The sequence below is a fragment of the Enterococcus sp. 5H genome (genome assembly GCF_028128615.1).
Taxonomy (GTDB): Bacteria; Bacillota; Bacilli; order Lactobacillales; family Enterococcaceae; genus Enterococcus_L.
Genome location: NZ_AMDP01000054.1, coordinates 1 through 13,997, shown reverse-complemented (window position 1 = coordinate 13,997; position 13,997 = coordinate 1). Strand labels below are relative to the sequence as shown.

General features: G+C 35.8%; 9 protein-coding genes and 2 pseudogenes. 9 read left to right on the top strand and 2 right to left on the bottom strand.

The window, feature by feature from the left end; translation table 11 throughout:
* Nucleotides 1-292: 292 nt before the first annotated feature.
* The 9 genes and pseudogenes from C240_RS14205 (at nucleotide 293) to C240_RS14165 (ending at nucleotide 12,692) form a co-directional block, all read left to right on the top strand.
* A pseudogene (locus C240_RS14205) lies at nucleotides 293-1,425 on the top strand (IS3 family transposase).
* A gap of 979 nt (nucleotides 1,426-2,404) precedes the next feature.
* Nucleotides 2,405-3,508, top strand: coding sequence for a tyrosine-type recombinase/integrase (locus C240_RS14200; RefSeq protein WP_271497159.1), 1,104 nt, complete (start codon nucleotides 2,405-2,407; stop codon nucleotides 3,506-3,508).
* A 120-nt stretch (nucleotides 3,509-3,628) separates the two neighbouring features.
* Nucleotides 3,629-4,330 (top strand): winged helix family transcriptional regulator, encoded by a 702-nt coding sequence (locus tag C240_RS14195; RefSeq protein ID WP_271497158.1) that lies wholly within the window; start codon nucleotides 3,629-3,631, stop codon nucleotides 4,328-4,330.
* Nucleotides 4,331-4,534: 204 nt separating this feature from the next.
* Nucleotides 4,535-8,686 (top strand): pectate lyase-like adhesive domain-containing protein, encoded by a 4,152-nt coding sequence (locus C240_RS14190; protein WP_271497156.1) that lies wholly within the window; start codon nucleotides 4,535-4,537, stop codon nucleotides 8,684-8,686.
* A 64-nt stretch (nucleotides 8,687-8,750) separates the two neighbouring features.
* Complete coding sequence (locus C240_RS14185; protein WP_271497154.1) at nucleotides 8,751-9,047, top strand: LPXTG cell wall anchor domain-containing protein; 297 nt, start codon at nucleotides 8,751-8,753, stop codon at nucleotides 9,045-9,047.
* Nucleotides 9,048-9,049: 2 nt separating this feature from the next.
* Nucleotides 9,050-9,847 carry a WxL domain-containing protein gene (locus C240_RS14180; RefSeq protein ID WP_271497152.1) on the top strand — a complete coding sequence of 266 codons (798 nt, stop codon included), beginning with the start codon at nucleotides 9,050-9,052 and terminating at the stop codon, nucleotides 9,845-9,847.
* A 76-nt stretch (nucleotides 9,848-9,923) separates the two neighbouring features.
* Nucleotides 9,924-10,688 (top strand): WxL domain-containing protein, encoded by a 765-nt coding sequence (locus tag C240_RS14175; protein WP_271497150.1) that lies wholly within the window; start codon nucleotides 9,924-9,926, stop codon nucleotides 10,686-10,688.
* 147 nt (nucleotides 10,689-10,835) lie between these two features.
* Nucleotides 10,836-11,990, top strand: a complete 1,155-nt coding sequence (locus tag C240_RS14170; protein WP_271497148.1) for a WxL protein host-binding domain-containing protein — start codon at nucleotides 10,836-10,838, stop codon at nucleotides 11,988-11,990.
* Between the two features lie 21 nt (nucleotides 11,991-12,011).
* The gene (locus tag C240_RS14165; protein ID WP_271497146.1) at nucleotides 12,012-12,692 is read left to right on the top strand and encodes a hypothetical protein; all 681 of its coding nucleotides are present in this window, start codon (nucleotides 12,012-12,014) and stop codon (nucleotides 12,690-12,692) included.
* A gap of 252 nt (nucleotides 12,693-12,944) precedes the next feature.
* Here C240_RS14165 and C240_RS14160 read toward each other — a convergent pair.
* Nucleotides 12,945-13,337 (bottom strand): annotated as a pseudogene (locus C240_RS14160) (IS3 family transposase); the annotation flags it as partial.
* 51 nt (nucleotides 13,338-13,388) lie between these two features.
* Nucleotides 13,389-13,997, bottom strand: a 609-nt coding sequence (gene istB, locus C240_RS14155) for an IS21-like element helper ATPase IstB (RefSeq protein WP_271491642.1), incomplete at its 5' end; no start/stop codon positions are given.

Below are 13,997 nucleotides of genomic sequence, written 5' to 3'. Positions count from 1 at the left end.
GCTTTGTGTATAGATTGAAAAAGAAATGCCATTTATCGAAATAAAAATCATGCCATTTAAATCAAAAAATGACAACCTGCCTCATACTTTCTAAAATAATATTATTTTTTTTTCTAATAAACTATCTTACGTTTTTTAGGGATTCAATTTCTTGTATGGGACTAGACTCTTAAAATATACTAAAACCAAAAATTTCATTAGTAAGCTTTCAAAGTACTAACTGGTGCTAGTATAGAACTATGGACACGAATAACTTAACTCCGTTATGATGGAGAAGAAGAAAGGTGTGTTCATGATGGCAAAAAAATATAATAATGATTTTCGTAAAACTATAGTTGAGCTATATCAATCTGGAACAAGTGTTAACGACTTGAGTCGCGAGTATGGTGTGTCAAGTGTCACAATTTATTCTTGGCTTAAACGATTAAGTCCAATTAATGAGGAAGGAATGACCTCAGATGATATCACTGAATTGATTAAAGAAAACCAGCGTTTGAAAGAAGACAATGATATTCTAAAAAAGGCTATGACCATATTCGCAAAAAAATAACTCAAACAGATATGATTCAATTTATCAACTCTCAATCAGGTTCTAAAAACGTCACAGATTTGTGCCGTGTATTAAATGTGCCAAAAAGTACTTACTACCACTCGTTTAAAAAACAACCTTCTTATTACGAAAAAGAAAATGAAAAACTAACTCGTTGTATCAAACAAATTTACTACAATAGCAAAGGGAGATACGGAGCGCCAAAAATTCATTTTATCTTAATCAATGAGTATCCGTTCACAGTGAGCCTTAAACGAGTGCAACGATTGATGAATCACGCTAACCTGCGGTCTATTACAGTGAAAAAGTTTAGAGCAATGCCTCCCAATCAAGTAATCGTTAGTCGTGAAAATTTATTAAAGCAGGATTTCTCAACGACGGATCTCAATCAAAAATGGGTCTCAGATATTACTTATATTCATACCAAATAAGATGGCTGGTGCTATCTTGCTTCAGTGATGGATTTACATTCCAAAAAAGTTATCGGTTTTTCAATAGCAACTTCAATGACGACTCAATTAGTTATGGATGCTTTGGACAATGCGACTTTAAATAATTGTCCTAAGAACGTCATTCTTCATTCAGACCTTGGGTCACAATATACAAGTCAAACGTACCAAGACCAAGTGAAAGAACATGAAATGTATCAATCATTTAGTCGAAAAGGATGTCCTTATGATAATGCAAGTATTGAATCGTTCCATGCTAGTCTAAAAAAAGAAGAGGTATTTCATCACCACTATCTTAATTTTAAAGCAGCTAAAGAATCGGTATTTAAGTACATTGAATCTGGGTATAATCGTCAGCGTATTAACAGTAGTATTGGCTATTTAACACCAGAAGCATTTGAATTACAATCAAAAGCAGTCGGTTAAGAAAATAGTTAAGAAAACAGTGTCCAAACTATTGACCTAAATCCAGTCCTTATACTGTCATCTTCTAGTCTTTATAATATTGTACCATCTCCTGATTCATAAACAAAAGAAAAACACATGTAAAACAAAAACTTACTTCCACATCGTTATATGGGTTGTTTAACAATACAAACTAATCTATTGGATATCTCTTTTTCTATACTTTTTCATAAAGAAATAGTGTTGTATAACCATAATAATCTTGTATTATTTGTTCGCCTGTTTAAGTTTTTTTATAGGTACTCAGTCCCCGCAGTTTTCAAATTGAATACTCAATGTTCCTAACTAATATAATTATATCATTAGAATAAAAAAAGTAGTATATAATAATTTGAATTCGGTTTTCCTTTAAATAAAATGAAAATACATGTTATTATATTTAAATTTTATATATAATATATATAAAATGTTCTATCCTGTTATAGTTTGGAATGGGAGTCAGTGAATCACAAGCATCTTCTAAACAAGTTAAGAATCATTATAAAACTATAGGAACAGCGACAACCCTTAACAAATACTAACATTTCATTTTTGGTTTTTCCATATTTTTGCTTATCATACGGAGATGCTTTTCTACAATTTTTGACGTTAATACTACAAATAAAAATTTATTCTGTAGACTACTATAACATAAATAAATATTTTTCATAGTTATTTTTTCAAAAAATTAATAAATTTTTAAAATAAAAATTTATTAATATATTTATGTATATATGTATATATTGAATATGATTAAATATAACAAGAATGAAATACATGTGTTTTCGGTAATTAATATAACATAATATACAATTTCATTCTAGTTATTTTTATTATTTTATCTTTTTGTTCAAAAGATTAATTTTTTCTTAATAGATGTTTTAAGCCGTCATAAAAACCGTCATAAAAACCGTCATAAAAACCGTCAATAAAATACTACTAATAGATTGGAGTTACTACCATGTCACGTAAGGGCGAAAATATTTATCATAGAAAAGATGGCCGTTGGGAAGGTCGTTATATTAAGGGAAGGAATCCTAAAGGAAGAATACACTATGGTTATATATATGGACATACTTATAAAGAAGTTAAAAGAAAATTAATAGTAGAACAACAACAAACTATTGATATCAATAGTTTGAAACAATATAAAGGAACTGTAAGGCACTGGTTTTCATATTGGTTAGAAGACATTGTAAATAAAGAAAAGAAGATTACGACTTATTCTAGCTATAAAAGTAAAATTGAGTGCCATATAATCCCCGTATTAGGCAGTTTATCCCTAGCTAAATTAACAAAAAATGATATAGATAACTTTATTATAACTACAAAAAAAAAAGTAGCTGTATCTTCTCTACACTCCATATTTAGAGTTCTAATATGTGGGCTTAATAGTGCAGAGAAAAAAGGTTATATCGAAGATTCCGTTTATAAAAAATGTGTTCTTCCTAAAAACAATAGTAAAAATAAAAAAAAAATACTATCTCAACAAGATTTTCACAACTTAATAATAGGTGCAAAAAAACATAAACATGGACTAGCAACTATTATAGCGTTGGAAACTGGTTTGAGAATAGGAGAAATCGCGGGTCTAAAATGGGAAGACATTGATGAAAATAATAAAACTCTAAAAGTTAGACGAACATTGCAGAGAGTTAGTATACCAGATAAGTTTAATAACGGTAAAAGTATGATAGTTGAACTAAGTCCTAAAACGTATTCATCAATTCGAGAAATACCTCTATCTTTTTCTTTCTATGATCTGTTGATAAGAGAGAGAAAAAAAAATGAATCTCAATTTATTATTTCTAACAAAGGTAAATTTTCAGAGCCCAGGTTGATAAGAAGGCGCTTTTTCGGAGTGCTTTGTGATTTAGGGTTACCTAACATTCCATTTCATAGTTTGAGACATATGTTTGCAACAAGAGCATTGAGATGTGGGGTAGATATCGCAATAATAAGTTCTATCCTAGGACATTCTTCAACTCAAATGACGTTAGATGTTTATACATACTCTACTATAGATGAAGAGAGAGAAGCAATTCAAAAAATTTCATTCTATTAATTTCTAATAACCGTCAAATGAACCGTCAAATGAGTATGGACCTTTCCATACTAACATTTCTAAGACTTGTCCTTTTCCAAACTATAACAGGATTAATAAATTTGAAAGGAGGATGTAATATTGTTTAAAGTAATATTTCTATCTAACGATCAAGATATAAAAAACAAGTATGAAGAAGACTGCGTTAGACTAGATATTGATGTTATTTCTGGCGATAGTCAAAGCGTAAATCAAGTATTAGAAAAAGTTGATGCACTAATTATTGACGAAGATATTTTTTCAGAATTTATAAATATTTGTGAGTTTATTATGGACACTAGAAGGCTTTCAAAGATTTTCATTTGGATTCTATCACGAAAAAATTCTCAAACTAACAACATAATTTACTTACAATTAGGAGTTGATGGGGTATTTAAAAAAGAAACTTCTTCTGAAGAAGTTTCTCTTTCAATTAATAGATTCTTGTATCGAAATCACGAAAAATCAGATGTTGACAAACAATTTTCTGGCTTAAGTAAAGGAACAAGAGAAAGAGAGACTTATATTGAATTGAACCCAACAACGTTAACGATCAATTTACCTAACAAACGTATTATCTATTTAACTAAATTAGAATACATTGTCTTGGATTTATTGTTAAATAATATAGGTGAAGTAATAACATATAGAGATATTAGGTTATATGTGTTTGAAAAAGAGTATATGGAACTATATCGAGTGACTAATTTAATTTTTCGTTTACGAAAAAAGCTGAAAAGTGAACCTGGGTGTAGATTAACTATAAAAACGATTAGAAATACGGGTTATTTACTAAATACTTAAAGAAAATGTACTGATAAAGTTTAATCAGTAAAGATATACTATATCACTTATTTTTTATTTATCAATTTACGACTAGTTTTTATAGCTTCCATTTGAAGATGCAATAAAATGAAGAATTTAACTATTTTGAAAGGAGGGGTAAGAGAGAAAGAGAATAGACAGATAATTGTAGCCAGATACATATAATAGGAAGGAGTGATGATAATGAAAAAGTACCAATTCGTTGGTATTGTACTTTTTCTAACAATTTTTGTGGTGGGTTATTCATTTATAACAGAACTAAATCAGCCGTTATCTGCGAATGAGCGGACAACTGAAAATAAAGTGAGATCAGAACAACTACAAGAAGATAGCAGTGAAGGTTCAATAGTAACAAAGGAAGCAAGTGAAGAGGGAAAGAGCACAGTTGGATTAGATACAAGAAATATAAAAGGAAGCGTAGCATCAAATTTTTCGTCGTTAATTACACCAGCGACAGTTTTTGTTGGGCGGACAGAGCCTGTAACTAATATGGCGGAATTAATTGCAGCCGTAGCTGATCCGAATGTAGGGACTATCTCTGTTCAGAACAGTTTTACTTCTAATTCTGCCCATGTTATGACGGTGAATCGTCCAATATTGATACAAGGGAATGGGCATACAATAACGTTTGGAAATCCTCTCTTGTATTTTGAATTTGTAGAGGTAGCTACTGCTTCTTCCTTGAGAATGGAAAATGTGACGCTTAATAAAGTAGGTACGCAACCTTTAATGAATTCCGCTGATATATCTACTAGTGGAAATTGGACACTGGAGTTAGAAAATGTGAAAGGACTCGCTACTTCAAATGCGTTGAGATTAGTGCGGTTACCACAAGGAAAAGTACATTTTACTGGTGGAGTTAACACGTTTCAACGGTCTAGTACGACGAGTTCCGCTAACTTTATTCAAGCAAAAGAAGTAATTGCTTCTAATAGTGCGTCTGTAGAAATAAACCAGACACCAAATTTTTCAGTCTTTTATTCAGATAACACAGTAATAGCTCCTAAGTTAATTGTACGCGAAGGTGCTACTATAAATGTGATTGTTGGTCCAAGTGGATCAGCGGCGAATACGATTGACTTTCGAGGACCTCAGCCTGAAATTTCTGTGCAATCAGGCAGTACCTTAGATATATCATCCGCTAGCAGTAACACAACACCTACTAATATTGCAAACAATGTGGTTGCCTTAGTAGGTGCCAATCCAAAAGTATCTGTAGAAACGAATAGCACTTTTTCGATAAAAACTTCAGGTTCTAAACGAGGCATATTTATGTCAGGTGAAGCACCGACTGTGTCGATTAAAGACTCCAATTTCAATATTACCAATGCTTCTGGGGAAAGAATTCAGTTAAATGGAAATAATGCATCTCTTGAAATGACAACAAGTAGTTTAACAATGAATGCAACAACAGGATCAGGGATTAGTATTACAGGATCAACTCCTGAAGTCAAATTGAATAATAGTAAGATTATAATGGAGGATAGTGGTTCTTCTAAGGCTATTAGTTTGACTGGTACAGATGCATTATTGTCATTGGGAAATAAAAGTCTAGTTTCTATTGTTTCAGGTTTAGGTGGCACAGGGAACATTTCTGTAGGTAATAATAGTGCTCGCCCACGAGTACTAATAAGTGGGGAATCGAAGCTGAATATAAAGACAGCAAGTGTTAATAACGTCGAGCAATTTAATGTAAGCAATGCACTCCATGTCTATGGATCAGAACCAAAAATGGACATTCTAGAGTCAGAGTTACAGATTGACGTAACGGTCGGTTATCGACTAGGATTTTTTATGAGGGGAGAAACACCAAACCTGAATATTATAAACAGCAAAGTTGATGTAAGTACTCCGAGAGATCTAGGTATGCGAGTTCATGGAAATAATGGTAAGAACCAAATTAATAACAGTCGATTAAATTTTACTGGAGAGACGAGCGGTGTTGTTGGTTTAACAGGTGAAGCTATGGAGACGGTTATTACGAATCAATCGAAACTGATTTCAAATCAAGGAATCTATTTTGCAGGAGAACGTTTAACGATTAATAACGATTCAGAAGTGAATATTAAAACGAACAGGAACCCTAATTTTGTCCCTATGGATGACCAGCAATCTTCCTCCTACGGTCTACTTGTATTTGAAAGGCGAGCAGTAACGAGAGGATATATGACTGTAGATAACGCCAATATCTCAATTGAAAAAATTCGAGCGACGAATTCATATCAATATTCAGCTCCTCTCGTTCTTGCAGGTGGTAATAATGAACTGTTGGTTGAAAACAGTGGGACAGTGAATCTTATAAATGAGGGGAATGGAGAACCAAGTAATCTTGGGAATTCAGGTATTATGTTCTTTGGTTATGCTTCAGGACATGCACCAGTTTATCCAACTGTTACTTTTGGTAACGACCTTGTTGTTCGGGATGTAGGATCTCGTATTAATGTGGATGCCAAATTTGGAACTGCTGTCTCCGTGTATAATTCAACGAATAGTTATATGGACGGTAGCCTAACTGTAGAAAAAAATGGATCTTTTAAAGCCGCAGCTAGAACAGAGACGGCTCTGGGCGGAGCCATTTTAGGGAAAAAGTTGCAAGTTACCTTTGACAACCCAATGGTCTTAGAGTTAGCAAACAATCGTCCTGGTGGAGGGCAATTATTTGCTACGACAGATACTGATTCCACCCTCACAGGGCTGAATAATGAATTTTCATTGTGGAGAAAAGGCGATAATTTTGCTGAAAATCCATATTTACATGTTAAAAATTTAGATTATGAATTTAGTGGAGCTAGTTTTGACAAGTTAGTATCGACTAGTAAGCCAGATGAATTGAATACGTCGACTATCGGTACGACAGGATTGTTACCATATACTCGTCTGGGTTCTGATAATGCTCGTTGGGCCATTGCAGATGAACTGCGTGTACCAACAAATGCAGATAAAAGAATTTATGGTAGAGTCAGTGTTCCTATTGGGTTAGAGTTGGATAGACCTGCCCAGACTGATGAAGCGACTGTGACTGTAGAAGTAGAACGAAAAAATGGTGATAAAGAAGAATATACAACGACCACTGTTGGTCATACAGCGACTTCTCCGGGAATTAGTATTTATGGAGAAGCACCTCGAGGAGGTCTATTTGAAATAAAACTAGATGATTTCCTACAAGAAGGAGATCAGGTTCGGATTATTCATGTCGGACTGACGAGTGGTGCATTAACAGAGGGGTTTGAAAATAAAATCCTAACAGAAACAGTCGAAGTTTTTCCTATTGTTCCGCCAACGCCAGCAATATTTAATTCTTCAACCGTGGTGAAAACTGCTACTGCTCTACAAGGTCATACTGACAATAAAGATGTAGAAGTCACTGCAACCCATAATGGGCAACCAATTGATACTACGAATGTCGAAGTTAATGGTTCTGGAAACTTTGATATTTCATTGGCTGGTTTAAATTTAGTAATAGACGATGAAATTCAAGTGTTTTTAAGAGATAAAGAGGGATCTGCAGAAACTGCGGGAGTCGTTAATCCACCTGTGACCAATAACTCAATAGGTAATATTAATCCGAAAGAGGAACTCTCTTTTCATGATGCCAAATTTGTATCAGCGACCACGTTAATAGTTGGAGAAGATTCTTCTATATTGGAAGTAGTTTTTGAAGATGAAAGTGGAACAGTACTGCCAGGTTATAGCCTTACAATTGGTGAAGGACAAACAATAGATATGCCGTTAAAAGTGGGCGATGTAATTAATTTAAAGAGCCCTGCTTTCCAAGAAGTACAGGATCAAGTGACAGCATTAGAAACTGCTGGGTATGAGATCACTTCTCGTCCGTCAAATGAAGCAGCTCTCTTGATTACAGAAGTGGAACAAACTGTGGTCTATAAGGTAACTGGTCAGTTGTTCTTGAAATCTGCCCCAAAAACGGTTGAGTTTGGGAGCTTAACCTACAATGCAAAAGTTCAACGTGTGGATAACCCTAAGACAGACGCTGATTTAGTTGTGACAGATACACGGGCGAACAAAACTGAAGGGTGGACCTTGTATGCGGCTCTCACCGGCAACATGACCAATACAACTACAGGTTCTGTTATGAATGAAGCCCTGTGGTATGTAAACAATAGTGGAGATGAAATTCCATTGACACTGGATTATGGTAATCAAGTAGTGTATAAAAATGCTACTGGTGGGACCTTTGATGTGACTAGCACTTGGGGAACTACTTCAGATGAGCCGGGGTTGAAGCTGATTGCAGATCCAACCAAAACTACTGTCTCAAGTGTGGGAACCTATGCTGGTGTCGTAACTTGGACAATCATGGCAGGACAACCATAGAAGGGCAGGAGAAATTATGAAAAAGAACAAAATAGGCCTTCTGAGTCTGATGTTCCTGTTCTTCTTGTCAGTGTGTTTCGCGGATAGTGCATCGGCGGGAACTGCTGTCGGTGGACAGACTGACATCAAGGGACAGATTACATTCTATGAAGGTTCGGAGGAACCAACTCTGCCGTCTTCATCAGAACCGTCTTCTGAACCGATAAATTCCAGTACGCCTGTACCAACAGTACAAAAGCCGTCAGGCGGTTCTCTGTCAAAATTGGGAGAACAAGCGACCCATTATGCATTCATTGGAATTGCTTTGGTGTTGCTCTTCTTACTACTGTTCTTTTATCAACGAAAAAAGGAGGAGAAGTAGGGATGAAACGAACATTACTTTGCGGCTTATCCTTGTGTGTCTTCTTCCTTGTTGGGTATGGAAAACAGAGTGCGGCGGATAATCTGGGATCAAAAGGTCAGGTCACGGTCGAAGGAAATGACAGGAGTCTTCTAGTTGATCCGGAGAATCCTGAAATAAAAGTAGATCCGGGTGAAGGGGCGTTTACGACTGGAGATTTGAGAATTGATTTTGTCTCCAGTCTGACCTTCCCTTCTGCGGAGATTACGAAAACTCATCGTCGCTTTGATTCGCTGGCACAGTTATTTCATAGTGAGACAACAGCTCGTGGGTATTACATTCAAGTTAGTGACCTTCGATCAGATACCTATGGATGGAACTTAACGCTCTCACAAGAGACACAGTTTACCAGTACCATCATTCAAAATTTGGAAGAACAGAGCTTGAAAGGGTCGGTACTGTCGTTTGACAATGGTTGGGCGAATTCTTCCAGCAATAGTAAGACTCCAACTGTAAGCCGAGATACACTGGCAATTAATGAGATGAATACTGCCTATACGGTAGCTGTTGCTGGGGAGAACGAAGGTAAAGGAGTTTGGACAATTGCGTTTGGCGCATCTATAGAGAATAGATCAAACCAAGAGAACACTTTAAATCCGGTGACAAATGCTAAAGGGCAGTCTGTTATGGATGTAACCTTCAACAAACAAAGCTACAGTAATTCAGCGGTCTCGTTGACGATACCAGAAGCGAGTAAAATTTATCCTGTGCAGTACACGACCACCTTAACGTGGCGTTTAGAAGCTGTACCTACAGAATAAGGCAACACAATTGATTGGACAAACTGGATTTATTCCATTTGTATATAAAAAACAAAAACTCTAGGGGGAATAACAAATGAAATTAACAAAATTATGCACACTTGCATTAGTAGCAACAATTGGAGCAACAACAGTAGGATCAGTCGCAGCTAGCGCGGATGAAAAATCATTGGGTAGTACAGGTACAGTAACTGTAACAGGTGGTACTATTGACCCAGAAGAACCAGGTACTGTTGTTGACCCAGAAAATCCAGATGGACCTGGTATTGATCCAGAAACACCAGGTGTAACACCTAATCCAGATATTGGAAGTAAAGGAATTATTGCGGTATCTGATTTGAACTTTGGAAGTATCAAAGTCGGTCAAACAAGTGCAAACGCTGCAGCTATTGCTTTAGTTGATGATGCAGGAACACCAACAGGCAAAACTCGTGGAAATATTGTTTCATTTGGTGATGTCACTGGTAATCCTGTAGGCTACAAAATTACTGCAAATCTATCAAGCCAATTTACAAATGGGACAACAACACTTGATGCAGCAACGATTAAGTATACAAATCCATTATTATCAACAACTGGAACTGGCAAAATTGCAACTGCAGTACCAGGGTCTGTTACTTTGAGTTCAGGAATAGAGTCTGAACCATTTATCTCTGCCGCTGCTGGCGAAGGAAGTGGTCTATGGACATTGTCATTTGGTCAAAGTACAGATTATACAGGGGCTTCTGCAGGAACAGATGCGTCTTCTGTCGCATTAGATATTCCTGTAAGTGTTGCTTCAGGTATGACAGTAGGTTCATACACAGCAACAGTTACTTGGACAATGGGTGCAACTGCTTAGGCAAGTGTCCGTAGAAGTGAAGGGTAAGCTGGTTAATTTTTCCAGCTTACTTTCTTCATTCTACTGAGCCTGTATCACATATATACAGTATATACATAAAACGTTGGTTCTAATGAACTTAGTATCGACAATAATGAGGGTAAAAATATGAAGAAAAACTATGTAAATAGAAGTATCAAAAATGTATTTGTTACGGCTCTTACGATTTTATTTTTCTGTATCGCGACAACAATAGCAACGGTAACTACTTTTGCTTCGACAGGTAGTACAGAGTCAGATCCAATTGTTTCAGCGGGCTTTACTTATACATTGGAGTTTCCAGAGAATCAATTTAATGAATCCTTGGGTTATTATCAATTATTAATGAATCCTGGGCAAAAACAAGAATTGACAATTATTTTGAGTAATCCTGGAACAGAGTCAATTACAATTGAACTGGCACTCAATGGAGCTAAAACCAATAAAAATGGTGTGATTGAATATGCGAACAATGAAATTGATAATGATCCCTCATTGGCTTTTGCTTTTGAGGAGTTAGTTACTGGACCAGAATCTGTTGAGTTGGCAGCAGGGGAAACTAAGAGTGTTAAACTAGCGATTACTATGCCTGAAACGAGCTTCGAAGGAGTGATTGCTGGGGGACTACAACTGATGAAAGCAGGTCAAACAGATGACGTTGGTTCAGAGAGCGGTGGTTCAACGGTACTCAATCAATATGCCTACGTAGTGTCTATTTTGTTGCAAGAAAGTGAAGATATTTTGACCCCAGATTTACAGTTCAATAAAGCTTATGCTGGTCAGCTCAATTATCGTAATTCTGTGTATGTCAACTTTTCTAATGTCATAGCCACATATTTAAATGATTTGACTGTGGAGGCACAAGTCATGAAAAAGGGAAGTAACACTGTACTGTATGAAACAAAAAAAACTTCCATGCGTATGGCACCCAGTTCGTTTATGGACTTTCCAATCAGTATGAATGGGGAACAAATGAAAGCTGGAACTTATACAGTTCATGCTTTGGCTACGGCTGGTGATCAAAGGTGGGAATGGAAGGAAGACTTTGAGATTACAGAAGATGAGGCACAAAAATATAATGAGCGAGATGTTGGGTTGACCCAAGAAACAGGTCTCCATTGGGGATTAATCATTGGTATCGTTGGTGGCGTCATTAGTTTGATTATACTGGTTTCCATCGTTTTAATAGTTCTAAGAAGAAAGAGATCGATTCAAAAGGTAGGACGTAAAAAATCAACTTCCCCGAAAAAAAAGAATGAACATATCAAGAAAAAAAGACTTTAAAGAGGATTAGGAGCAGTGCACATGACAATACTAGCTTGGATTATTATTGGAACAATTGCAGGAGCAATAATTTTTCTGCTTCTATCCGTCTATTTTTTTGGTCAGACTTTCTTTTACAGTAGGAAGTTGAAGCATTTGCCGAAACGACCACCTAAAAAAAAAAAAAAGCGGAAACGATGGTCTACAGTCACAAGACTATCAAGGAAAAAGCGAAATCATTCACTTATGATTGGGTTTGTTCTATTCATATTTAGTATAGTCTTAGTTAGTAGTGCTCGGTATGCAAGCTACTATCAGTCTATTAATTTGTCTTCTGATGACTCAGTGTTAATTGTTCGCTCTTATTATTTATTAAGGGATTTTAAAGAAGAGTTAGCTAAAGCGGCGGTTAAGGAGGATGAAGAGTTGGCCTCTCAACAAAATATTCGTTACCTAGCTACGACGTTGGCTTCGTATTCTACAAAGAAGGCTAGCACGCTAAATACAGAAGAAGGGCAAGCGGTGTTGAACCGTTATTATGCGTCTTTAGCAGAGTTAGGAATTAATGCAACACGAGAAAGCAGAAATTTTTATGGAAATAGTAATTTAGTGAATGGGTTTGAGTCTGATATTGACAAGATTATCACATATGAAACGGCAGCTTTTGATTATTTCAAGGTCAACCATTCAGAGCTTGAAGAAGAGTCTAGTGCTTCGAAATGAGGCAAAGGGAAAGTCAGTGGAAGCTAAAAACTACTTCTAATAATAGAAGTAGTACTACAGGACAGCAGATGAAAAAATCATCTTCTATAACAAAAAAAAAACGTAATACACATACTCCTTCTTCTGGGAAGAAGAATCGAAAACGTATAACGGAAGAAAACCGAAAGATGATTTCAAAGGGAAGCAGAACCAAAGAAAATGAACAATTTGGACACATGTCAATAAAGTAGACAGAAAAATGGCTATAAAAAATTAAAGTTGATAAAATAGCTCTTCTTTTTCATTAGGAGTTAACATTTTATTATGAGAATGAGGACGTTTGTTATTATACCAACCTTCAATGTAAGAGAAAGTTGCAAGAGAAACCTCCTCAAGAGAGTGGAAGTTTCGCCTGTTAAGTTCGTCTCTTTTTAAATATTTGAAGAAGGATTCTATTACGGCATTATCGTAAGGATATCCAGGTTTAGAATAGGAAGCAGTTAAATTATGAGCATCAAGAAACTGTCGAAAAGCAACTGAAGTATACTGACTTCCACGATCGGAATGGAATAAGACAGATTCCTTGGGTTGTCTGTGGTTCAAAGCAGTGTCTAAAGTATCGATAACTAAAGAAGCTGTCATGCGATGTGAGAGTTTCCAAGCAATTGTTTAACGCAACTGAAAAGTGCACCACGTGATGATTGAAAACTGCACCAGTTAGTTTAACCAATTTTTTGTATCTTCCACACGGAAAGATTTCCCGCTTAAATCTAAAACGTGTGCCCGATGGGCAATTCGATCTACCATAGCTGCAGTAAGCATAGGATCCTTAAATACTTCTTCCCAACGGTCAAATGATAAATTTGTTGTAATAATCATTGAACCCGTTGATGTACGATTAGACAGTAAGTTAAAAAGAATTTCACTTCCTACTTGATCGAATGAAACATAGCCTAACTCGTCTAAGATGACTAAGTCATACTTACTAAATCTCCGTTTATAATAGGTCAGCTGGTTAGCGCTCATGGCTTCCTTTAACTCAACGACGAGATTAGGAATATTCGTGAACAAGACACTTTTTCCTGTCAAACATGCTTCCATACCAATGGTTGTTGCTAAATGAGTTTTACCAACTCCTGGATTACCCAATAAAATGAGATTTTCTTTTTTATCAATGAATTGAAGCTGCTGAAGCTCCTTGATTTGTTTTCTTAGTTTTGATGATAAATGACTATCCAGATAGTCATCAAACGTTACTTTTTGAGGTAATTTTGCTTGCCGAATCAATGTATGAATACGATTGTTTTTCCTTCGTTCGACTTCTAA